The sequence below is a fragment of the Marinilactibacillus kalidii genome (assembly GCF_017599325.1).
Lineage (GTDB): Bacteria > Bacillota > Bacilli > Lactobacillales > Carnobacteriaceae_A > Marinilactibacillus > Marinilactibacillus kalidii.
In genome coordinates this window covers 152,941-176,035 of the sequence record NZ_JAGFVM010000030.1, presented here as the reverse complement: position 1 = coordinate 176,035, position 23,095 = coordinate 152,941, and the positions used below count along the sequence as shown (strand labels likewise).

19 protein-coding genes and 3 pseudogenes are annotated in these 23,095 nt (G+C 34.4%); 16 read left to right on the top strand and 6 right to left on the bottom strand.

Annotated elements, in window-relative coordinates; all coding sequences use genetic code 11:
* Together J5J05_RS07650 and J5J05_RS07645 are read right to left on the bottom strand one after the other, a co-directional pair.
* A partial coding sequence (locus J5J05_RS07650; RefSeq protein ID WP_208559039.1) for an ISL3 family transposase occupies positions 1-833 on the bottom strand: 833 nt, incomplete at its 3' end.
* 281 nt (positions 834-1,114) lie between these two features.
* Positions 1,115-2,668 (bottom strand): AcpB/EbpR/MafR family transcriptional regulator, encoded by a 1,554-nt coding sequence (locus tag J5J05_RS07645; protein WP_208560088.1) that lies wholly within the window; start codon positions 2,666-2,668, stop codon positions 1,115-1,117.
* Between the two features lie 301 nt (positions 2,669-2,969).
* On the opposite strand from J5J05_RS07645, the pseudogene J5J05_RS13025 reads away from it, so the two are divergent.
* The 12 genes and pseudogenes from J5J05_RS13025 to J5J05_RS07585 all read left to right on the top strand — a co-directional run.
* Positions 2,970-3,285: pseudogene (locus tag J5J05_RS13025) on the top strand (transposase); the annotation flags it as partial.
* 1,315 nt (positions 3,286-4,600) lie between these two features.
* Complete coding sequence (locus J5J05_RS07635) at positions 4,601-4,864, top strand: hypothetical protein (protein WP_208560086.1); 264 nt, start codon at positions 4,601-4,603, stop codon at positions 4,862-4,864.
* Entirely contained in the window at positions 4,846-5,151 is a 306-nt protein-coding gene (locus J5J05_RS07630; protein ID WP_208560085.1) for a hypothetical protein, read from the top strand. Before J5J05_RS07635 ends, J5J05_RS07630 begins: the two co-directional genes overlap by 19 nt.
* Positions 5,152-5,417: 266 nt before the next feature.
* Positions 5,418-5,726: a rhodanese-like domain-containing protein gene (locus J5J05_RS07625; protein WP_208560084.1), complete on the top strand. Its 309-nt coding sequence runs from the start codon at positions 5,418-5,420 to the stop codon at positions 5,724-5,726.
* 5 nt (positions 5,727-5,731) lie between these two features.
* Positions 5,732-7,387 carry an FAD-dependent oxidoreductase gene (locus tag J5J05_RS07620; RefSeq protein ID WP_208560083.1) on the top strand — a complete coding sequence of 552 codons (1,656 nt, stop codon included), beginning with the start codon at positions 5,732-5,734 and terminating at the stop codon, positions 7,385-7,387.
* Positions 7,380-7,691 carry a rhodanese-like domain-containing protein gene (locus J5J05_RS07615; protein WP_208560082.1) on the top strand — a complete coding sequence of 104 codons (312 nt, stop codon included), beginning with the start codon at positions 7,380-7,382 and terminating at the stop codon, positions 7,689-7,691. The genes J5J05_RS07620 and J5J05_RS07615 overlap by 8 nt, the downstream gene beginning before the upstream one ends.
* Positions 7,678-7,947: a metal-sensitive transcriptional regulator gene (locus J5J05_RS07610; protein ID WP_208560081.1), complete on the top strand. Its 270-nt coding sequence runs from the start codon at positions 7,678-7,680 to the stop codon at positions 7,945-7,947. The genes J5J05_RS07615 and J5J05_RS07610 overlap by 14 nt, the downstream gene beginning before the upstream one ends.
* A 239-nt stretch (positions 7,948-8,186) precedes the next feature.
* Entirely contained in the window at positions 8,187-8,924 is a 738-nt protein-coding gene (locus tag J5J05_RS07605; protein WP_208560080.1) for a hypothetical protein, read from the top strand.
* Positions 8,925-9,176: 252 nt separating this feature from the next.
* Positions 9,177-10,787, top strand: coding sequence for a DUF7309 domain-containing protein (locus J5J05_RS07600; RefSeq protein WP_208560079.1), 1,611 nt, complete (start codon positions 9,177-9,179; stop codon positions 10,785-10,787).
* Between the two features lie 188 nt (positions 10,788-10,975).
* The gene (locus J5J05_RS07595) at positions 10,976-11,614 is read left to right on the top strand and encodes a DUF6088 family protein (RefSeq protein WP_208560078.1); all 639 of its coding nucleotides are present in this window, start codon (positions 10,976-10,978) and stop codon (positions 11,612-11,614) included.
* Between the two features lie 112 nt (positions 11,615-11,726).
* Positions 11,727-12,545: pseudogene (locus tag J5J05_RS07590) on the top strand (nucleotidyl transferase AbiEii/AbiGii toxin family protein); the annotation flags it as partial.
* 510 nt (positions 12,546-13,055) lie between these two features.
* Positions 13,056-14,195 carry a M20 family metallopeptidase gene (locus J5J05_RS07585; protein ID WP_208560077.1) on the top strand — a complete coding sequence of 380 codons (1,140 nt, stop codon included), beginning with the start codon at positions 13,056-13,058 and terminating at the stop codon, positions 14,193-14,195.
* Positions 14,196-14,325: 130 nt separating this feature from the next.
* On the opposite strand, the gene J5J05_RS07580 is transcribed toward J5J05_RS07585, so the two are convergent.
* Both J5J05_RS07580 and J5J05_RS13020 read right to left on the bottom strand, forming a co-directional pair.
* Entirely contained in the window at positions 14,326-15,594 is a 1,269-nt protein-coding gene (locus J5J05_RS07580; RefSeq protein ID WP_208560076.1) for an MFS transporter, read from the bottom strand.
* Between the two features lie 230 nt (positions 15,595-15,824).
* A pseudogene (locus tag J5J05_RS13020) lies at positions 15,825-15,902 on the bottom strand (SEC-C metal-binding domain-containing protein); the annotation flags it as partial.
* Positions 15,903-17,583: 1,681 nt separating this feature from the next.
* Here J5J05_RS13020 and J5J05_RS07570 point away from each other — a divergent pair.
* Positions 17,584-18,351, top strand: a complete 768-nt coding sequence (locus tag J5J05_RS07570) for a tyrosine-protein phosphatase (RefSeq protein WP_208560075.1) — start codon at positions 17,584-17,586, stop codon at positions 18,349-18,351.
* A 98-nt stretch (positions 18,352-18,449) separates the two neighbouring features.
* Here J5J05_RS07570 and J5J05_RS07565 read toward each other — a convergent pair whose 3' ends face one another.
* Positions 18,450-19,757 (bottom strand): metal-dependent hydrolase family protein, encoded by a 1,308-nt coding sequence (locus tag J5J05_RS07565; RefSeq protein WP_208560074.1) that lies wholly within the window; start codon positions 19,755-19,757, stop codon positions 18,450-18,452.
* Positions 19,758-20,041: 284 nt separating this feature from the next.
* Between J5J05_RS07565 and J5J05_RS07560 the strand changes: the two genes are divergently transcribed.
* Entirely contained in the window at positions 20,042-20,416 is a 375-nt protein-coding gene (locus tag J5J05_RS07560) for a hypothetical protein (protein ID WP_208560073.1), read from the top strand.
* A gap of 93 nt (positions 20,417-20,509) precedes the next feature.
* Here J5J05_RS07560 and J5J05_RS07555 read toward each other — a convergent pair whose 3' ends face one another.
* Positions 20,510-20,821, bottom strand: coding sequence for a PTS sugar transporter subunit IIB (locus tag J5J05_RS07555; RefSeq protein ID WP_208560072.1), 312 nt, complete (start codon positions 20,819-20,821; stop codon positions 20,510-20,512).
* 382 nt (positions 20,822-21,203) lie between these two features.
* Between J5J05_RS07555 and J5J05_RS07550 the strand changes: the two genes are divergently transcribed.
* Positions 21,204-22,694 (top strand): BglG family transcription antiterminator, encoded by a 1,491-nt coding sequence (locus tag J5J05_RS07550; RefSeq protein ID WP_208560071.1) that lies wholly within the window; start codon positions 21,204-21,206, stop codon positions 22,692-22,694.
* A complete protein-coding gene (locus tag J5J05_RS07545; RefSeq protein WP_208560070.1) occupies positions 22,684-23,088 on the top strand; it encodes a PTS sugar transporter subunit IIA in 405 nt (134 codons plus the stop codon). The genes J5J05_RS07550 and J5J05_RS07545 overlap by 11 nt, the downstream gene beginning before the upstream one ends.
* The last annotated feature ends 7 nt before the right edge of the window (positions 23,089-23,095 follow it).

The following is a 23,095-nucleotide window of genomic DNA, read 5'->3' as shown; positions in this document are numbered from 1 at the left end:
ATTCCTTTAGACGGATAGCTAGAATGGTTGTATTGTTTCATGATTTTTACTCTGATTCTATTTAAAGATCGATTAATCAACTGGGTGATGTGAAAGCGATCAATAATGATTTTTGCATTTGGAAAAAGCTCTCTTATAAAGTACTCATAAGCTGCGTTCATATCAATCACGATGAGTTTTACCTGCTCTCTCACTTTTAGCGGATACTTTTGAAAGTGAAGTTTGAGATAAGCTTTTCTTCTATCAGGAAGGATATCGATCACCTCATGTGTATCGCCATCGGCGTAAATGAAGCTCATCGAACCTTTCACATTTTTGACTGATTTGAATTCATCGAAAAGCAAACAAGGCGGTAAAGATTGGAAGTCAGGGTAATAGACTTGGGCGAATGTGCTAATCACTCGCTTAACGGTGGAAGGTGATACCGTATGTTCTTCTGCTATATACTTCATAGAAAGATCTTCTCTTGATTGAAAGCCGATGTGTTGCTTTACTTTCTTAGAAATAAAACAATGTTCTTCGACTTCTGAGGAATGAGCAGAGAAGGTCTGTGTACAAGACTTACAATAGAAACGTTGTTTCTTTAGATAAAGGCGCGTTGGATACCCAGCCACCTTATTCCAGACCATTTTAGTTAGCTTGGTTCCGTACTTAATAATGTTATAATCGGCGTTTTTAACACCGCACTTAGGACAATAGCCTGGTGTATAAGTGATTGTCCCACTGACAATATTGGTTAAAGTTCCTTTTAGGGTTTGACGATCGATCTGAGTCAATGTGATCGATTCATCTTGGATATGAAGCAATTTTTTGATATCATTAGATTCAAGCAAGCGAGATTCCTCCTATAGATTTGGTGTGGTAACTATAGTCTATCAGAGAATCTCGCTTGTTTCATTTTACATAAAAATAGTGTTGGCGAGTTCTCACCAACACCAAATATTATAGAACCAAATAAAATCAAGACAAAAAATAGGAAAAGAACATACAGCAGTCTTAAGCAGTTGTACGTCCTTTTCCAAAGTACTTTGTTTTTAGGCTTTATTCTTTACCAAATTCATTAAAAGAGAACTCTTTTCGTAAATAGTAGAAAGTAATGCTATAGCTTTGATTCTTATAAACCAAATTTGTTTTTTAAGTCATATATGTTTTTTTCTAACATAAGTTTTCGGTAGTGCTGTTTATCTCGTTTTATTTTTTTAGTTGCTTTAATAAAAGGATCATAATTTACTAAGCTGTGATTAGATGGTAAATAAATTATTGGCTGTGTGATATCCAAAAAAACTGTACTAGAAGTAATGATCATATCAAAAGTATAGTTTTTTAATGATTTTTCATCTAAAAAATTCTCATTAAATGGTAGAACAACAACATTTTTTTCCACTTGAGAATCTATTCCTTGTAAAAAATGTTTTTTGTGTAAGTCAGTAAGATGACTATATACTAATATCGTGAAACCTGAATACTTATAAAATAAATCTTGAAACAGATTGGGCCATTTGGAAATAGCGTAATATAGTAATTCTTCTAATAATAAATCATTATATGTTAAATTCATTTCCTCAATTAAATTAGTTAAATTAGTTACGAATACTTTGAAAAATAATGGATAATTAGTTTCGAGAGCATCAATCATACTGTATTCTCTTGGTTTGAAAAGTAAGTAGTCTTCTAAAATATTTAATTTACTATGAATACTGTAATTAGCAAATATATGATTCAAATTATAAATTAGGGCTGTGAAGTTAGTATTTTCAAGACCAAGCATGAATTCTATTTTTCTTAAATAAGTCTCTATTATTTTTAGACGATCTGTCTCAATGTGCGAAGGTGTACGGTCTAAATGAATACCCGAGAAGAATATAAAAAGAATCGAAAATGATAGGGAGTAACGATCTATAAATTCAGTCGGATATTTTTTTGTTTTAAACCATTGTGCTACCTTCATTTCAGTATCTTTAACTAAATCGATCGGAACTTTTTGTAGTTCTTTACTATCTTGAAAAATTTCTTCAAGTGATATTTTTTCTGGTACACGAGTTAAATGGATACCTAAAAAAATTCTGAGTTTGGGTACACTTGTACTATCTCTATCAATACCGACATCTTCTAAAAATTCTGTAATGAGTTTATGAACAAGGTCAAGATTTATATTGACAAATGGCCACTCCTGTTCACCGTATGCCTCATAGAACAATCGAACATAAAATTTTCTAATTAATTCTTCAGATCCCGCTAATTTATAGGGGTTAGTTTCTAGTGAAAGTCCGTATTTTGGAAGCAGTTTATTTACTAACTTAGTAGTTCGAAACAAGCTAGAAGGACTTACAAATAACGATTCTTGTATTTCATCAGATGTTAGTGAATTTTCGTGAAACAAGCGTTCAAGTAGCTGAAAACCTACAGACGATTTAATAATTTTTCTTTCAAAATAATCCATTCCAATATTACTAGGGAGTATTAATTTATATCCTTTTTTTGAAGTTAAGATTTCTCCGCCTAAAACACTAACATCTGTTTCTATTTCTTTTAGATTATAATGTAAACCTCGTATAGATAGTCCTACTCTATCGTGCAAATCCGTTAGGGTAACAGAGTTTTCGGAATAATATAATATTTTAATTATATCAACTTTTCGCTTTTCCTTATCTGAAATGATATCAAACATACAACTATTTTCCTTTCTAAATTGTCTATGGATAGACGCAATTACAGTATTATATAAGTGATGCCAATTATTATTAACTAAAATGGGACTGAATTAGTCAAGTCCAGACTTCTGTGTAAAAAGTACGATATTCTGTTTTAATTTTTTATTCGTTTGATTCGAACTGGATATATTTTTGCATAAGGTTAGATAGAGAAAAAATTCGAAAATCTTTTTAAACTTATAAAAGGTTTTGAAAAAAAGAGAGGTTAGATTTTATAATGAAGTTAGCCAATCAGTCATTTCGGCATCGGATCGGTACACGTTCTCTAAAGTATATAAGACCATTACCGTTGATAATAAATCTTAGTTTACCGGCCTTCATAAAGGTACTTCAAGAAACTCTAGATGTGTATTTAAGTCATCCTTATGCTTCGTGGGAGAGAGGAATGATCGAAATCCAACATAAGTTTATTTGCGAATTTATTCCAAAAGTAAAAGTCATCGGTCAATTGAGTGAGACGGAATACTTGAGAATCCAGCAATGGATGAATGACTACCCTCAGAAAATACGTGGCTATAAAATATCACATGACTGTTTTGCTCGTGCTCTACGCTCTTTATCCCAATTAGCCTAAGCACGTTAGTACTTTCAAAAATGGAGACTGACTTCTTCTAATAATAATAACTGATGGAACAACTGACAATTAAGCTAATATTTTTGTAAAATACGTGGCTAACTTAAACTTGAAATTTACAAAAAAAAGAGAACGATTTCAGTACCTTTCAAAAATGAAACAGAATAATGTGAAATTATAAGCATCTAAAAAGTAGTAATCTTTATGAAACCTGTAAAGTGATTTTCTTATATTGTTTTAGTCCTTCAATATTTTTGATAATATATTATATATTCTTCACTTCAAAATTATAAACGTAACATAATAATGAGCGCAACCTAGATAAAGGGAACAGATTAAGTCTAAGAATAAAGTTTCAGTTGATTTTATAAATTTACAAACTTTTTCAAAGTGGAAAAAGCTAAAATAGTAATGACATTCTAAAGGTTTTTGTTTAAATCAACATTTGCACTATATACTGCAAATGTTGGTTTTTTTAAAAGTGTTATTGATAAAATAACTTAAGATATTTAAAAAATTCAAGAGGTGAAAATATGAAAAGGTTAGTTCAATATTTATTGAGTGACATTATATGACTGTAACAGTTTTTATACTTATCGATAACAGAGATTGTAGACGAACTGGATACTGCTCAGCGAATTGCTATTAGTCAAATCGATATAGTCGACAATGAAAATGAATCAGTTAAAGAAGTCACTAAAAATACTGAATGCAATCTGTTCATTAGTTAGAAAACGAGTGCACTAAAAGCTATAAAGAAAGCATACAATATATAAATTTACAGTAATGATTTTTAAAGAGTGCATAAGAAACGCAATCTTCTTTAAATAAGAGATTTTTGTCTCGAATGTCAAGTGCATTTTGCCTATCATTTGATGCAGGCAAATGATTTCCCCTATGAATGTTTAGTTTTAGAAGATTATCTTTCTACAAGGAACTCACTTGTTTTCTACTGTTTTTTACTTTTGGAAGAACGTTATGATCTGCGTACTTTCTTAAGGTAAACCAATCATAACCGGTTTTCGTGACAAATTTGTTTGAAGAATAGCCTTCTTCAGTTTTCATTTTTTGATAGAATAGATTTGGTTCATTGTGAGCATCCTTTCTCAAGCCTCTCTGAATTTCTTAGTCAAACTCCATTTTAGGCGAATGGTAAAGTAGAAACAATGGACTATTTTTATCTGAGTTATGAATTTTTTCATGCACTATTCTACATATTTATTCTGCCATACACACTTGGAAGAGATTCAAGAAATATTTTGATTAAATACTAAATCTTTCAAAGAAATAGTGGGATAAAATTAAGAATATAAAGATGTTTAGAACACTTAAGTTAATGCTTTTATCAATGTTGAGTTTAATCGTGCTCACAGCTTGCATTAAAACGCATGATGCTTCTCTTAGTGAGCAAAATATTGCTAGTTTTAAAGAGAGAATACCTGAAACTGAACTAGAACATCCTAGAGAAACAGAACAATTAATCGACGGTCAGCACAGTGTTGAAGAAAACCTTCCAGTTGGACGTTATTTATTCACTGCAAAATCCTCAGGTGATTTTACATGGATAATGCTAAAGTAGATATTAGAGATATAAAAGAATCATTGAATAATGAAAATAAAAAAGCAGTAATTTTTGAATTAACAGTTGATCTGTATAGAGGTAGCCTAATAAAGCTAACTAGTTTAGAAGAGACGACGTTTAAACCCATTACAGAGCGAACATTTTTTAATACATTAAAAAATGGTATGTGGAAAGTGGGAACGGATATAGAGGTTGGCAATTATAATGTATATAATAAAGAGAATAGTGGAAAACTTATTATATATGAGGTAAATAACGAAGTACCTAGGACGATTGATAACTAAAAGAAAAGTACGCTGTCGTTGAATGATTTGAATATAAGTAGTCTTGAGTAGCTTAAATGTTTGCTCAAGACTTTTTTATTCTAAAAATTATACCCAAAGGGGTATTTGACATGGGATGATTTTTCGATTATTATACCCGTATGGGTATTTTATAATTAGATGAATTTAAAACTTCTTCCAGATAGTGTATCAGTATATTAGCGGTGTAAAAGGCCAATCACTGAAAGAGTTCAATTAAACAGAGAAAAAAGAAAGAAGGAAAATAGATGTTTGCATTGTTTAAACCAGTAGAGCAAATCACTACACAAGAATTGAAAAAACGGTTACCAAAGAAAAGTAAATTGATCGATGTTAGAACCTCTAGAGAATTCAAGGCCGGACATATCAAAGGTGCGACTAATCTACCCTTAAATGAGATTAATCGTTTCAATGGAAAGAAAGATCAGCCAGTCTATGTCATTTGTCAGTCAGGTATGAGAAGCAAACAAGCCTGTAAAAGACTAATGAAAAAGGGCTACAAAGTGATTAATGTTCGTGGTGGTATGAATCAGTGGAAAACAACTAAAGGAGAATGATAAAAATGGATAGAGTGATTATAGTAGGTGGCGTTGCAGGGGGTATGTCAGCAGCAACAAGGTTAAGGAGGTTACTGTCAAACGTAGAGATTGTTGTGTATGACAAAGGACCCTATGTATCTTTTGCCAATTGTGGTTTGCCCTATCATGTTTCTGGAGAAATAGCTGAGCGAGAAAAATTGATTGTTCAAACACCAGAAGCGTTAAAGAGCAGATTTGATATCGATGTGAAACCAAATCATGAAGTAGTAGCCATTTCACCCAAGAACAAAACCGTCACCGTTAAATTCAACGGTAAAATAACCGAAGATCATTATGATAAACTGATTCTTTCTCCTGGAGCAAAGGCTTTTATCCCACCGATTGAAGGACTAGCAGAAGCTGAAAATACAGTTACTTTAAGAAATGTGCCAGACTTGGATGATATTATGGCACGTCTTGATGAACCGGCTGTTGAACGAGCTGTGGTTATCGGTGCTGGATATATTGGTTTGGAAATGTCTGAGAATCTAAAAAAACGTGGACTCAACGTTACGATCGTAGAAAAAGCACCACATGTAGTACCTTCTTTCGATGAAGAAGTGGCAGCTTATGTACAAAATGAACTTTTGGCGAACGATGTTGCACTATTTACAGGACAATCAGCCGTAGCCTTCAAGGATAAAGGGAAAATCGTTCAGCTAGAAGATGGAACAGAATTAAAGAGTGATTTAACGCTACTATCTGTTGGCGTACAACCGGAAAACACCTTAGCAAAAGCTGCTGGTCTTACACTTGGACACCGTGGTGGTATAGTTGTGAATGATCACTATCAAACGAGTGATCCTGACATTTATGCAGTAGGGGATGCAATCGTTGTAAACCAACAAATTTTAAATCAGAATGCTTTGATATCACTAGCTTCTCCTGCTAATCGACAAGGAAGACAAGTGGCTGATGTGATTGCTGGGCTCGATAGAAAGAATAAGGGAAGTATTGGAACAGCTATTGTGAGAGTATTCAATCTGGTTGCAGGATCTACGGGTTTAAGTGAACGTGTAGCGAAACTAAACGATTTATCTGTCCATGTCCTTCATCTACAAGGGAAAAGTCATGCTGGATACTACCCTGGTGCAGAAAACATCTTGTTGAAAGTGATTTTTGATAAAAAAAGCGGTATAATTTACGGTGCGCAAGCGGTGGGGGCTGACGGCGTCGACAAGCGAATCGACATATTAGCGACTGCAATCAAAGCGAATATGACGATCGAGGATTTACCAGAATTAGAATTTACGTACGCTCCTCCATTTGGTGCTGCTAAAGATGTCGTCAATATGGCAGGCTATGCTGGGTTAAATTTATTGGAAAATATCAGTGAATCTATTCAGTGGTATGAACTAGAAGAAAACTTAGCAGCTGGTGCTATTTTATTGGATGTTCGAAATGCTGCTGAACTAGAACACGGTACATTCAAAGATAGTGTGCACATCCCGCTTGATCAGTTAAGTGAGCGTTTGAATGAATTAGATCAATCCAAACAATATATCGTCAGTTGTCATAGCGGACTGAGAAGTTATATTGCTGAAAGATTGCTGAAAAATAAAGGTTTCACTGTAAAAAATCTCGATGGTGCATTTGCACTCTACCAAACTATTAAACCGGAGGAAATTAAATATGTATAGATCAATTGGAGCAGATGAATTTTATCAAGAAGCAAGAAACAAAGAACTAACGATTTTAGACGTTAGAGAAGTTGACGAGTTTGAAAATGGTCATATCCCCAATGCCCATAACTTTCCTCTCAGTCAGCTTAATGAAGAAATAGATGCACTAGATAAAACCAAAACTTATCACGTGATCTGTCATTCTGGTGGTCGCTCAACGCTGACTAGTGAACGTTTAGCTGAACATGGCTATGATGTTGTCAACGTAATGGGCGGAATGTCTAGCTGGAAAGGGGAAACGACGAAAGATGAATCAAAGTGAAGAACAAAAACGGAAAATGACGAATCGCCTAAAACGAGCAGAAGGACAAATGAGAGGCGTTCAGAAAATGATCCAACAAGATGATGAATGTATCGATATCGTCACCCAACTTAGTGCAGTTCGTTCTAGCGTTGACCGAATGATCGGTATGATTGTTGCTGAAAATCTAAAAGATTGCCTAGAAAACCCTTCTGACAGCACTGAAGATCAATCAGCAAAAATAGAGAAAGCCATCCAACTGATTGTCAAAAAGTAGTCAGTACTAACGATTTTCAAACGGTATACATCAATAGAAAAAGATTGTGCGTCCGGATTATTCTCAAAAAAAATGAGGAGAATCCGGACTTTTTGATTATCAACTGTTCTCGCTGTGTTTTTTTGTAAAAATCTTACGAATATTTTCTTGATTAGTAGATTATATGATACTTTGTTTGGAAATGGAATAACTAAATGTTACAATAAAATTCAAATGTTTCACATCTAGGAGGAAGTAAATTGAAAGTAAAGATTCTTGAAGTTACATATAGAAAAATGAAGGTATTGACGTTAATGCTTGCCAGTGGAGTAGTCCTTGCAGCTTGTAGTACCGATGATAATGCTACAGATGAAATGTCTGATGCAGATGAAACTACGGAAGAAACGAGTGATGCTGCAATGGATACCGAAGAAGATGAAACAGAAGCATCTGGCGGTGCTCAAGGAGCCATGTCCGATACATTAGATGGTGTGAAAACACTAACTGATGGGGAATACGTTGTAGGTGAAGATTTGCCTGCTGGACGTTACGAGATTACTGGTAAAGAACCTGGGAACTTGTTGATTGAAAATAATGATGACAGAAACACAAATATTTTAGAGATACTAGAAGATGGTTCAATGAATATGGGTGTACCGAGTGTAACGACGGACTTGACAGATGGTACAAAAATAGCACTAAATGATCTTGAAGAGACGAGGTTTGAACCAGTTTCTGAACGCACATTATCGAATGTACTTTCAACAGGTACTTGGGAAGTTGGCAAAGATATCGAACCAGGTAGTTATGAAGTCACTACCAATAGTGATAAGAGTGGGAAAATCATGGTTTATGAAGGATTAAATGCTTTACCAATCGTTGATAGTCCGATTGATCCCGAGGGAGAGCTAGGACCAGAATCTTTAGAAGTAGAATTAGAAGAAGGTCAAGAAGTTATCGTTAGTGTAAGCCCAGAATTAGAATTTGCCCCAAAATAATAAAAGAGTAGCTATTTTTTTTACTATGATAAAGCATGAATCCCTGATAATTTTAGGGGGTCATGCTTTATTTTGGTTATAAGTTCGACATTTTTCCACATATACTAATGGTTCTTTAATATGGTAGCGTTTTAGAGGAAGTATACTTTGTCGGATATGTTTTAGTAGTGTAAACTAGTAAAGAAACGAACTAACTTACGTTTGTTTATACTAAGATTACCTTATACAAATGATAAATAAAGGATGTATCGCATGAGATTTCACGCAACGAATAAATTATTGACAGTATATAAAAGAAGTTTAAAGCAAAACCAACTTGACGCACCGAATATCGGCGAAGTTGAAGCACTCCCAGCTGATCGAGATGAACTCTATGACTGGCATGTTTCTTTAATAGAAGTGGAAGACCAGTTTCTAGTTGCGTTTGTCAATGACTTAACGCAATTTCCTATCATCACAGGACCATTTTCAACAGTAGAACTCGCAAATGCGTTTGAAACATTCAATAAATTGCTTAGTAGCGTAATGAAGGCACAACAATTTAACGATGAGCAAATAACTGAATACTTGAACACAGTTCAACCAATCGAGTTGACGAAATCAGTCAGTCGTAAAAAACTGGGACCATTGACTGCGGTCGTAACGGACACAAACTACCGAGTAAAAGAAGAGGGATTATCCACTCTATCCGCTGAAGAATACACTGATTTCTTAGGTGGTGTGCCACGTGTTAAAGATGATGAAGTATTTATACCCGTTGAAAAATGGTATGACACTTGGATGGAACGCACAGAAACAAAAGGTTTTAGTGCTTTTACGACTGAAGAAGATGATAAGTGGATACCAGCGCATGGGGAACCTGATAATCAAGAATGGACTAATCTATACGATGCTATTGAGCGAGTGAAACAAGTAGCACCATGGAAACAGTTAGATGACTCACAATGGATCGCTGTGACCAATCCAACTACTGGTGAGCAGACATTTGTTTCTATTATGGGTCAAGAGGACGTCTTTAAAGGTCTGGGCTTATATACTGGCGATGAAGGTTTACGTAGCTTGTATAAAATTATCGATCATGAAGAAACAGTGCCCGCTTATAACTACCATACGGTGCAAGATGGTATTGTGATTTCATTTATCGAAGATAGTGAAAGAGTCGATCAAGATAATATGGATCGACTTAATCGCATGAATCTTTTTGATTCAAAGGAGACAATGATTCCAGAAATCTTGAAATACACACCAGGATTTATTCCATGGGCAGTATTAAATGAAGCCGAAGTTGAATGGACAACGACTGTTTTAAATCAATTGTTAACGGTGATTGAATCAAAAGAAAATCCATCCATACCTGCAGCTTCAAGTGGTAAAGTCATCAACCGCATCGAAAAAGATGGGAAATGGATGACAGAGACAGTTGATTTGCCAACAAGTCTAGCAGTACAAAAAGTCAACGAACCGATACAGTTTAGAAATGACTTGGCAAGATATCAAATCAAACGCGCGCCAAAAGTCAAAAATACGATCGTGCTTGATGTCGCGCATACACAAGCAGTCATGCAAGATCATCCACATGAGAGACCTTATTACCCCATTATTATGCTGTGTGCGGAAAAAGGGAGTGGAAAAGTGTTAAACTTTAAAACTCTCCAAGACCAAACGCATGTTGCGCAACAAGTCTTTAATATGCTGATTGAAGTGTGTGCTAAAGGGAAACCGAAAGAGATCGTAGTCCGCAAAGCATCTATTGAATGGATCGTTGAAGACTTTTGTAAAAAGAACAACATCAAGTTCAAAACGGCTAAACGTTTACCAGAAATAGAAGCGGTCATGAAAGACTTAAACGAAGAAATGCAATAGAAATAAAACCTATAGAATTAATTGAGACGTTGGTGAGTAAGAGTGCCAACGTTTTTTTTATGAACTTTTAAAATCATTTTTTACATCATATGGATGGTCGATTGCCTCATAGATAAGGATTAAAAGTTGTAACATATTTTGAAATATTATTTTATAATGTGTTACAATATGATTGGGAGGGGTTATGAATGGCTGGAATATACGAGCAGATTGTACAGAGATATGGTTACAACGAACCAATATTTACGAATACGTTAAAAGAAGAATTAGATTTAAAGCCGAATACGTTTAGACAAACAATTAAAAGATTGTCAGACAAAGGTTTGATAAAAAAAGTTACAAATGGTATTTATTTTGTGCCCGATAAAAATTCAGTTTTAAGTAGTCCTATACTAAGTGTTGATAAAATAATCGACAAAAAATTCCTACAGGACAGTGATGGCATTGTTGGCTATAAAACAGGTATTAATTTTGCGAATAGTCTGGGATTAACTAGTCAAACAGCGAGTGTAACCACAATCGTTACGAACAAAACAGCATCAGTTAAAAGAGATGTTACGTATTATAATAAAAAAATAATCATACGGAAACCAAAAAAAGAGATAAGTACCCAAAACTATAAAGTCCTTCAGGTATTAGACCTTTTAAATGATTATGAAAAATTATGCGAAGAGCCAATGGGCAATGCAAAAATTAAAATTCTTAATTACCTAAAAGATGTAAAAATAAGTGAAGCAGATTTTAAAGAATGCTTAAAACCTTATCCTGATAAAACTAAGGTTAGAGTCTATGAATCGGAGATAGATTATGAAATTACACGAAGATAGTAAAGCCTTTAAAGAAATTGTGAGTGCGACGGCGGCAGAAATGAACTTAGAAGAATTTTAAGTTGAAAAAGATTATTATGTCTCTTTACTACTAGAGAAGTTAGCAGAGGTTTCTCCTGATATTGTCTTCAAAGGTGGAACTTCTCTTTCTAAATGTTATAGCATAATAGATCGCTTTTCTGAAGACGTAGATATTAATTTGAAAATAGAGGAGAACGCTGGAAAAGTTACTAACAAACAGAAACGTAATATCAAAAATAACATTTTAAGAACTATAGAGGAAACTGGATTTGAGCTATTGAACGAACAAGTAGAACCAATTATTGAAATACGATCTAGAAGAGATTTTAATAAATATTTAGTCGGATATCAGAAGGCGTATGTTGGTGGCGAGTTTATGGTGAATCATATAATAGTTGAAACCAGCTTAACCTATCGAGCTTTTCCATGTGAACAAAAAGAAGTAAGCAATTATATTACGAAATTTCTTTTAGCTAATAATGAGATAGAGGTTATCAATAAGTACAATTTGCAACCTTTTTTGATGTACGTTCAAACCATTGACCGTACGTTTATAGATAAGGTGTTTGCTGTTTGTGATTATTTTGAAGAAAATACTAGTCATAGATATTCTAGACATATTTATGATATACATATGATATGGAAGAGTGGACAAATTAACTTTGAAGAATTAAAAAAATTAGTTCCTGAAATAATAGAAGTAAGGAAGCTTGGAAATAAGACACACTCCTGTAAGGAAGGGTATCATTTAATAGAAGTACTAGAAGAAATAATCTCGATAGAATTTTACAGAAAAGATTATGAAACAAATACTAAAGAATTCTTATCTAAAGAAGTTTCTTATCATGAATCAATAAATTCTTTAGAAGAAGTGATTAAAAGTAGTATTTTTCCAAAAGTAATAAAGTAGAGTTTAAATAAATAGTTCAACTTTAAAATTAAGTTTAGCGTATTAAGAGCGCAAGATGAGAATATTTACTTACTTATCTTATGCTCTTTTTGCATCTTTTTGAAGTTATCGTGTGTATAATCTAGAAAATAAATACCATGTTGCATTCTAATAAAGAATAAACAACCAATCTCTCTCTATACAATCCAATCAAACAATCCAATCAACGGACCATAGGAGTATATAATCCATTCTCTTTTTTTAAAATCCATATTCTAGATGCACCGTTTGAAGAATAAGTATGATTTTTTTCAAAAAAAGTTCATAGAAAGGTTACGGGCTACGATTATGATGAAATAAATAGAGCGTGTTATTTAAAATTTCTATGAAAATTATTACTTCTGTCATACCTACTAGTTTGAAACTTTAAATACTGATTTGACCATCATACTAAAATACCTTAAATAGGATATTTTGGTGATTAGATATGGCGGAATAATTTTTGTAGTAAAAAAGGATGGGAGATATCTGGTGGAAAGAGAAGGCATTGAGCTACTAAAAGAGTCTATCAAAATTAATTCAACAAATCCCGGAGACGGCGACGAAAAAATCACTTATTTTTATGAAAATCTTTTGAGAGAAAATGGTATTAACGCTTCTGTGACGACAAACAAGAAAGGCTACCACAGTATTTATGCTTATGTTGCGGCTAGCCAGGATAGCGAAACGACATTAGCTTTTTGTGGACATATGGATACTGTTCCAGTAGGAGATGAAACATGGTTATATGAGCCACTAGGAGCTGAAGAAATAGAAGGCAAAATCTATGGTCGTGGTGCTTGTGATATGAAGGCGGGAACGCTCGCAATGGTTTTAGCTGTTATAGAAGCTAAAAAGAATGATTCATTGAGAAATAATGTGTTTTTACTGATAACCGGAGATGAAGAAGTTGGAATGACAGGTGCTCAAGAACTGGCCACCATTATTCCTAAAGAGCAGATAGACTTAATGATTATAGGAGAACCTACTGCAGGTTATGTTGGGTATGTACAAAAAGGTGTTTTAGGAGTAAGGCTAACTTTTGAAGGGATAGCAGCACATAGTTCCGCACCAGAGTATGGTATAAATGCCATTGAACATATGAATAAAGTATTGCATGAGGTCTTTCATGACCGCTTTTCACTCCCTATCGACCCACATCCAGTATTAGGTCCGGTTATTTCAAACGTTACTAAAATAAATGGCGGTACAGGATTAAATGTTATACCGGACAAAGCTTTCTTTGAAATGGAGATTCGGACGATTCCAAACATGACGGAACAAATGATACTTGATAAATTTGATAAGATCATTAGCGAAGTGAAAGGCGATTATCCTGATTTAAAAGCAAATGTAACGATTTTTAAAAATATTCCTCCTGTTGAAACGGATATAAGCAAACCAGAGGTAAAAAAATTTAATGAGATCTATGAAGCAACAACCAATAAAAAACCAATCTATGTCGGCATTCCTGGTGCTACAGATGCAGCCATGTTTGGAATTCAAACGCTCGTAGTCTCATTTGCAAACCCAGAACTAGCTCATCAAGTGAATGAATATGTAACCATTAAGCAGTTTGAAGAAACCATAACCTTGTATTTGAATGTTTTTGAAACAAATTTTAAAGCATAATGAGAAATAGGATAGTAGCAGATTGGTCTTTTGATGTTAGTAAAAAAATTGATAAGACTATAAAATGGATAAAAAAGCAGGTTTGAATTCATCAATAGAATTTAAACCTGCTTTCATGATTTTAATTTACTTAATCACTTAAGTGTTCTCTTGTTGGTGCTGGAGAAAGGAAACAAGCTACGGAAGCTAGTGCAGGAAGAATCAAGACGAGCAATAGTACTTCATGGTATCCACCAAAAATGTCATAGGCGATCCCGAATGGTAGCGGTCCTAAAGCAGATCCAATAACCATAGCAGACATAGCTAACCCTCTGATTTTACCCAAATGAACTCTGCCAAAATAATCTGGCCACAATACATTTGTTGAAACACTATCAAAAGCAACGAAACTTCCTTGTAATACTGCAAAGACAAATAGTAAAGCAGGTTGTTCACTGAAATTTAGCAAGAGTAGAATGCCAAAATATAAAACAAAATTTAAAGATTTAACAATATTCACTTTCACTTTTTCAAGTACATATCCAGCTGCAAATGTCATGATCATTTGAGTGACTGCAATCGTACTCAATAGATAAGCAGCTAATGCAGCGTCATGTCCTTTTTCAGAAATAATGGAGACCATATGAAAGGTGAAAGCAGTATTGACTAGTGAAGGGACGATGCTCACAAATAACATTAACCAGAAGCTTCTAGTTTGTTTGGCTTCTTGTAAAGTCCAAGATACATCGGGAGGATGAATGGCATCGGAGAGCTTATTGTCTTTTTCATCTTCAATCGAAACAGATAGCTGACCATCGATCACTTGTCCCATATCTTCGGGACGATTTTTTACAAAAATCAATCCAATCGGCAACATAATGAATAATAAGGCCACGGCCCAAAACAACCAAGCAAAGGTTAAGCCTCTACTTTGAATTAGAAAATGATTTAAAGGCGGAAAAGTGGCTGATCCGAGTACGGCACCAATCGTTACAAAAGAAAATGCTCGTCCCTTTTTCTTATCAAACCATTGAGGAATAAGAACGGAAGGTATGAGCGACATAGCGCCTTGTCCGAACATACGAATAAAAAGAAATCCAATCAAGATCATCCAAGGTGCATTGACTTGACTCATCCATATCAACGTTAACCCAAATAGAAAGGCGACGATACCAATAGAAGTTCGGTGTCCTTTTTTATCGATTAAATTGCCTACAAAGGGCATGGAGAGACCAGAAACCAAAGTTGCGATTGAATAAAAACTGGATATTTGACTTCTACTCCAACCAAATTCCTGAATGTAATAATCAATAAATATTGAAACCGAGAAAGTCTGTCCTGGTGAGTTAAAGAATAGGCATAACGCAGAGACTGCGACAATTACCCATCCATAATAAAAAGAATGCTGTTTTTTCGTCATTAGATAATCCTTTCTGTGGTTATAATCCTTACAATTATAACGAACCTTTATCAGCCAATCAATGAAGAAAGGTCAAACAATACGTAGGATATCAAGAAAATGAGAATTGAATGGAACGAACCTTTTAATAAGGTAAACAAAACTTGTTTTTTAAACTTGATATAATTAAACTAAAAATCTGAAGAATCACTTTATAGCAATCCCTCAGATTTTATTTAACTTATTTTAACTTACTTACCACAGCATTTTTTGTATTTCAGACCACTGCCGCATGGACATGGATCATTACGTCCTACTTTTACTGCATGGTGAGGTTTGTTTTTGCTGGGTTGAAGTGGTGCTAAATGATTTAAGTGGTTCATACTGACAATAGGATCTACGGCACTGACCATCTCTGAATGTTCTTTGATTTTATAGCCATAGTTTTTCCATTGTCTTGTTTCTCTGAGTAAATCATGATAAAGAAAAGCGAATTTTTTTGCTTCTCCTTCTGATGAAAAAATTACAAGGTCTGAATCATTCATTTCGTCCATCATAATAGACATAAAAGAACCCATCAATGCATGTGTTTCAATAACGTCTATTGCCATTTCAGGATCATCAGATAAGGACTTTACCAGTTTGACAAGCTTCTTATAAGAAGCTAATCTATGGTCAAAGTCGTTTTTACCAAAGAACTTAATTTCTGTTTTTGTCGGTTGATATCGTTGATTTGGGTACCCAAGCGCTTCAGAGAACAGTTGTGCATGATAATCATTGTCAAACCGCCGACTAGCTATTTTAAATTCGAAAACAAAATGTCCTTTGGCGATTGCAATGAGGGATACATAATGGTAAAAGTCACGAATACTGTCAGGGGTTAAATCATTTTCTGGAAAAGCAATGGACTGAAGTCTGAGAAGTGATGAAAAATCTACAACACCATATAAATTTACGGCAGCATTAAGAATCATTTCAAAGGATTGGATTTTCTGAATTAGTGCCTGATTTTTAAAATGAGCATCAGTTTCCAGTATCTCTGTAACTTCTTCTGGGAAAGTCAAAGTCAATTGGTTGTTTTTTGAGGTTATAAAAGTAAGGCCAAGTTTAACTGCTACTGGTAGAACATTAATCAAAAATAAATGATAGGCTCTAGAGTCATTTTCTTTAAGCTCTAGCGCTTTTAACGCCTTCTTATAAAGAGTGTATTGTTCTTGACTCAAAGCCAGTAATCGACCTTCTAATGTTTCTTTTACCTGTTCTGTGGCATGAACCACGATGTTTTTTTTAGTCCAGCTTTTACGTACTTCAATATAATTAAAAGATGTCCAATCTAGCAAAGTTTCTTTCGTATAATTAGCTAGTAAATCGTTTAAAGTAAATGCCGTGGGTATTTTTTTTTGTCCGAATGTTTCTAGCAAGCTATAAATGGTTAAATGACTTAAGTCATTTAAATCATTAGTGGGAATGCCGTCAAATAGATTGTAAGCCAAACTTGTTCATCCTTTCGTAATTCAATATTCAAATAGATTTGTTAATTTTACTTACCTATTGGGATTAGTGTATAACAAACGAAAGTGTACTTCTATAATAAATTGAATAGCTAATTAAAATTATTAAGGATAATGAGCAATGAAGCTATACACTTTTAACTATCATCTAAAAAATGACTTTAAGGTATGGAATCTGTTAGAATAAAAAACTAAAGTAAGCAGTAATATGTTATGATGTTAACATCAAAGTAGCAGATTTTGTTTTGGAAAGGATGAGAAAACATGTTGCTATACGTGAATCAAAATATATTTGAAAGTCCTGCTCTATTAGGCGCTCATAAAGGTGGACTTAATCGGAAGTTAAGCCATTGTTTGAAAAATTTACCAATAGATATTTTCGTCCATGTAGTTAATAAAAATCAGCCAATAGCTGAGCACATGAGTACAAATAGTACAAAAAAACACCTTAAAAAAGAACCAAATTTTTAATAACAGTTATAAAGAAAGGGTGAACGAGATGATTGATTTGCATAGCCACATTTTACCAGGTGTAGATGATGGTGCTAAAACAATAGAAGATTCACTGGATATGGCTCGTTTGGCAGTAGAAGAGGGGATTACACATTTACTGGCTACGCCTCACCATATGAATAGAGACTGGATGAATGAAAAAAGCAAAGTGATTGAACTGGTCAAAAACTTACAAACTGAAATTGATCGAGAGGGGATTCCATTAACGTTGTTCCCTGGTCAAGAGATACGGATTTATGGCGATATTTTAGAAGATATAGAAAAAAATTTAATTTTATTCACGGATGAGCAACAACAATATTTGTTGATTGAGTTTCCGACTTCATCCATTCCTACTTATACGGAGCGTTTGTTCTATGATTTACAAACGAACGGCAAAACACCGGTAATCGTACATCCTGAACGTAATCGAATGATTTTAGAAGATCCTGATAAGTTGAAAGAATTAGTTGAACATGGTGCGTTGGCACAATTGACTGCTGCCAGTTATACAGGTGGATTTGGAAAAGAAATCAAGAAGTTCAGCAAACAACTGATTGAAGCTAATCTTGTTCATTTTATTGCTTCTGATGCACATAATACGACGAATAGAGCTTTTCATATGCAAGAAGCACATGATAATTTCATCAAAGACTATGGACGTCATAAATGGCATGAGTTCCATCAAACGACTAAAGATTTGATCAACGGGGATGTTATTATCCCGCCAACGCCAACAAGCGTAGAGAAGAAGAAATTTTTCGGATTATTTTAAAAAAAGGTCCGGACACGGTTATTTTTAACCAGTGCCCGAACCTTTTTTCTATGTCTTAAAATGACTTATCGTGTTCTAGAATGTTTAGCGAAACAGCCTTATTTCAGAATTTTGTCCAAAAGTTGATCTAGCTCAGGATATTTTCTTACTTTTTTGCGTTGAACGAGCTTTCCATTTTTGAAAACTTTTGAGATTTTAGTAAGAGCTTTGATATCTTCGACAGGATTTTCTGAAAGGACAATAATATCCGCTTTTTTTCCTACTTCTATGCTACCGACAACATGATCGACTCCGATTATTTTTGCGTTTTGCCTAGTTGCGATATCTAGTGCATGCCAGGTTGATAGGTTAGCGTGGTCGACAAAATGAGCAAGTTCTCTCCAGAAATCATAATGCGTTACAAATTTCATTGAAGCATCATTTCCCATACCAATCGCTATATCATTTTCAATAGCTTGTCTTGCACTTTCGATTGAGTGTTCGTAAACCATTTTACCGTTTTGATAGGCTATCTCGTTTAAGCCACTTTCTTCTTTAGCTAAAAAGGCAAAAGGTGCGCCGGCTTGAAAAGTTGGGATGAGGGAAGTATAACCACGTAAGGATTTAGGATTATGATTGTAAAGCTGAATGATTTCTTCATCCATTGGGGCGCCATGTTCAATGGTATCAACACCTCCCCGAAGAGAAATCCTTACACCTTCAGTGCTTTCGACATGAGCCGCAACTTTAACACCTACTTTATGGGCTTCTTCACAGATTGCTGTGATTTCTTCTTCGGTAAATTGAAGTGCACCAGCTTCTCCGATTCTTCTCGCATCTGTTACACCACCAGTTGCACAGATTTTGATCCAATCCACACCTTGTTTGATACTTTTACGAACATTTTTTCTACCTTCCCAAGGGGAATCACTCTCAAGGGCTAAATAGGGTGCACCATGCCCCCCTGTAATGCTAAGAAAAAAGCCTGAGACGAGTAAGGAAGGCCCAATTTTTTCGTCTTTAGCGTAAATTTCTCTCAATTTGACATCTTGATAAAAAAACTCTCCAACAGATCTAATGGTGGTAGTACCAGATTGTAGTTGAATTTGAGCATGTTTATCCATGATTTTTCTTAAAATAGACTGACCAATTGTTGTCTTCAGTAACCGATAACCAAAGTTAATTGTTCCTTCTCCAAAACTAGCTGACATAGGCTTTCCTGAAGAAAATAGATGTGAATGCGCATTGATCAATCCTGGTAAAACATAACTGCCTTCGCAGTCTATGATTTCGTAATTTTGATGATTGATTGTTTCCGGAGCGCTGATTTTTGAAATAACGCTTAATGCATCAATATAGATATCACGTGTTAAATATCTTTTGTTCTCCGTGTCGATTACAGTACAATTTTTTAAAACCTTTTCCATGCAATTTTTCTCTGTCCGTTATTTTATATTGATAGGTGTTGTTTTCTAGCTCTAAATATACCAATGGTATACGTTATGCAAAATAACGAATAGTCTTTCGCTTTAACAGTATACACGAAGTTAACTTTCTAAAAACTAGCAAAGAAAAATTGGAGTAAAAAACTTGGAATAATTTCTGATCATTTCTTATGACTCTAAAAAGGTCTTTCTTAAAATTGATTCAAAAAATGATGGTTAAATAATTGAACCACAATGTGTGCTAGTATATATATAGGGGGACTTGGATGAATGAAGTAAAAAAGCTTAAAATAGGGGTCATTATTCTATTGATCTTATTTGCGGGTTCATGGCTTTGGTTTATTGTGCAAGACTCAAAACCTAAGTCGGTGGTAGATGTCGTGAATACAATCGTTTCAGAAGAATCAACCGCAAATATGAGTTATAAACAAGGAGCAGACACACAAGAAAATATCGATTTATTGTTGGAGTATCGGAATCTTACGGGGTATTTACATTATAATCAGTACTTTGTGTTAGATAAGGGTGGAGAAGAAGTACTGTTAGTAGAAACAACTCCAGGCTTAGTTGATAATGCGCTCGAAATCAAAAGTGTCAAAGAAATCAATCGAGAAATTTACGAAAATGAATTGCATGAATGATCTACTTCAAAGTAATAAAAAAGATTCAATCATCCATAATGGGTGATTGAATCCTTTTTTATATATATTCTAGGCTTCATAAGTGTTTTCTGGTTATTTCACTAATCCTAATGCTGTATCTAAGATAGCTTCGCCATCCATTTTCTCGAAGTTGCGCATATCAATGATTTCAACAGGGATATTTTTGCTGGCAACTTTTTCTTGTAATTGATCTTTCAAAAATTTAACTTGTGGTCCGAGTAGAAGTACGTCGATCTCTTTAGTTGATAGGTAACCATCAGCTTCATTCGGTGATACTGCGAAAATATCTGCTTCTACGTTTCGTTCTTTAGCGGCTTTTTGCATATTGGATACTAACATACTTGTACTGACACCAGCTGTACACACTAACATAATCGTTTTCATTGGACATCTCTCCCCTTAAGTTAAGTAAGTTGATTACAAGACAGTATTGCACCATAAAATTGGAAGCGTTTACTATCTATACTTTATTTATACACTAATTTGTAACAAATTTCAATGAAAGTTCCTTTTTTGTACAATACTGCATGCTAATTTTACAAAACGAAAAACAGAGAGAAAATAGGCTGATTGTCTAGTGTGATTGAATCAGATACACTCTCTAATTAAAGGTATTTAAGAATGTAAGCAATAAATGGAGATGACGAAAAATAATCTGATGTAAAAGAAAGCCCTATCATAAATTTGTCTATTGCAGTGGACATTTGTTTGTAAAACGTTTTCTTAAATGTCCGGTACACTATAACTAACAAAGGAGGAGATAGCGTTGCGTTCAAAGCAAATACATGAACAAAAACTGTTGCTGTTTCTCTCAGAAAAACCTGGTTTTACGACTTCAGAAGAATTAGCTAGTCAATTAGCCATTTCTAGAAAGACCGTATACCGGAAAATCAAAGATATTAATGAAAGCTTTCCAGGTGGTGAGCTTATATTATCAGAGAAAGGAAGAGGTTATCGGTTAGATTACGAGAAATATATATGCGCAAATAAAGAAGTAACACGTAAAACTAGTCAATTCACACCAGCTGAAAGGCGCGGTCGTGTAATGGAAGAATTACTGCTCTACTCTCCTAAAGCTCGAAATATCAACGAATTGTATGCTGACTATTTTGTCAGTGAAACGGTTATTTTTAATGATGAGCAATTCATCGCAGAAGAATTAAAGGCTTATAATTTGAAGCTAGTTAGAAGGAACAGAACAGTTTCTATTCTGGGTGAAGAAGAAGCTATACGAAAAGCCATCACTGAACGTATCCAGCGGATGAATATCGTGAATGTGAATGAGTTGAAGAACAATACAGATTTAAACTTTAATCACTATGATGTGTTGTATATTTTGGATCAGATCAAGACGATTGAAAAAAAACTGGCTATTACGATTCATTATCCATATGACATTAATATCTTTTCTCACTTATATATTTTGATTAGTCGTATCAGAAAAGTAGGATTAAAGCATATTTCAAGTAGAGACCTCGAGACAAAGTCAATTGAAAATCAGATTCATCAAAATGATCAAGGACTCTACTCAGCAGCTGAAACGACGATTCAAAACTTATCAACGTATTTAAATGTTGACTTACCGCATTCAGAAGTCATTTACCTTTATCAATATTTGATGTCTTCAAGGATGGGCAGTGCAACAACGATTGCTACTTTTTCAACTACCGTTACCGAATTGACGCAGTTGTACTTGAATGAAATGAGTAAACGATTAAACATCACGATACAAAGTGATTCGATTTTTCTAGATCTTGCCAATCATATCAAGCCTATGTTGAATCGGTTGCGGCATGGCATTAGGGTCAAAAACAGTTTACTGGATCAGATCCAATTAACATATCAAGCGATTTACAATGAAGTGGTTGAAGTTTCCAAGGAAGTCAGTCAAGTTTTTTCTTTACCGACCATCAATGAGGATGAAAACGGCTTTCTTACCTTATACTTCGCTCGAATCATTGAAACAAATCAACTACCGATTCGAACGGTCATCATGTGTACCACGGGTGTCGGAACATCTGAATTATTGAAAGTGAAGATCGAGAAGAAATTTCCAGAGCTTGAGATAGTAGATGTGATTGCTTATCGAAACTTGAGAGAAATCTCGCAGCATTATCCCGGTATCGAGTTGATCGTGACTACGATTCAATTCGAAGAGGCAGTACCGATGAAAACCTTACTAGTCAGCGCCATGTTCACAGAAGACGATAAAAACAGACTTCAGAAGAAAATAAAGGAGATTTACAATGAACGATAACCGTTTTGTGATGAAGTTAGATGTACCGATTCGTTCTCGGGCTGAATGTTTTCAATTTGTATCTGATGAACTGATGGATGAAGAAAAAATTGATTTATCAGGTTTAATGGCCGAACGGGAAGAAAACGGTAGTGTAGAGATCGCTGAAGAAATTGTATTGCCACATTTAGAAAGTGGTGTCTTAGATAAAAGCCAAATCTTTATTATTCGTCCAGAAGAGAAAATCACTTGGGACGAAAAGATTCACCGAGTTAAATTGATCATCATGATTCTTCTTCGAAAAGAGGAAACAGATGAGGTAAAAAGAGAAATCAGTCAATTTACTAGAAAACTGGCTGATGATGCATTTTTAGATTATTTAATGGAAACGAATCAACCAAATATTGAAATTTAAAAGGAGA

Coding starts and splice junctions, on each gene's coding strand:
- J5J05_RS07645 (WP_208560088.1), bottom strand. CDS start 2,668: ATGTTTGATATCATTTCAGATAAGGAAAAGCGAAAAGTTGATATAATT.
- J5J05_RS07635 (WP_208560086.1), top strand. CDS start 4,601: ATGTTTAGAACACTTAAGTTAATGCTTTTATCAATGTTGAGTTTAATC.
- J5J05_RS07630 (WP_208560085.1), top strand. CDS start 4,846: ATGGATAATGCTAAAGTAGATATTAGAGATATAAAAGAATCATTGAAT.
- J5J05_RS07625 (WP_208560084.1), top strand. CDS start 5,418: ATGTTTGCATTGTTTAAACCAGTAGAGCAAATCACTACACAAGAATTG.
- J5J05_RS07620 (WP_208560083.1), top strand. CDS start 5,732: ATGGATAGAGTGATTATAGTAGGTGGCGTTGCAGGGGGTATGTCAGCA.
- J5J05_RS07615 (WP_208560082.1), top strand. CDS start 7,380: ATGTATAGATCAATTGGAGCAGATGAATTTTATCAAGAAGCAAGAAAC.
- J5J05_RS07610 (WP_208560081.1), top strand. CDS start 7,678: ATGAATCAAAGTGAAGAACAAAAACGGAAAATGACGAATCGCCTAAAA.
- J5J05_RS07600 (WP_208560079.1), top strand. CDS start 9,177: ATGAGATTTCACGCAACGAATAAATTATTGACAGTATATAAAAGAAGT.
- J5J05_RS07595 (WP_208560078.1), top strand. CDS start 10,976: ATGGCTGGAATATACGAGCAGATTGTACAGAGATATGGTTACAACGAA.
- J5J05_RS07580 (WP_208560076.1), bottom strand. CDS start 15,594: ATGACGAAAAAACAGCATTCTTTTTATTATGGATGGGTAATTGTCGCA.
- J5J05_RS07570 (WP_208560075.1), top strand. CDS start 17,584: ATGATTGATTTGCATAGCCACATTTTACCAGGTGTAGATGATGGTGCT.
- J5J05_RS07565 (WP_208560074.1), bottom strand. CDS start 19,757: ATGGAAAAGGTTTTAAAAAATTGTACTGTAATCGACACGGAGAACAAA.
- J5J05_RS07560 (WP_208560073.1), top strand. CDS start 20,042: ATGAATGAAGTAAAAAAGCTTAAAATAGGGGTCATTATTCTATTGATC.
- J5J05_RS07555 (WP_208560072.1), bottom strand. CDS start 20,821: ATGAAAACGATTATGTTAGTGTGTACAGCTGGTGTCAGTACAAGTATG.
- J5J05_RS07545 (WP_208560070.1), top strand. CDS start 22,684: ATGAACGATAACCGTTTTGTGATGAAGTTAGATGTACCGATTCGTTCT.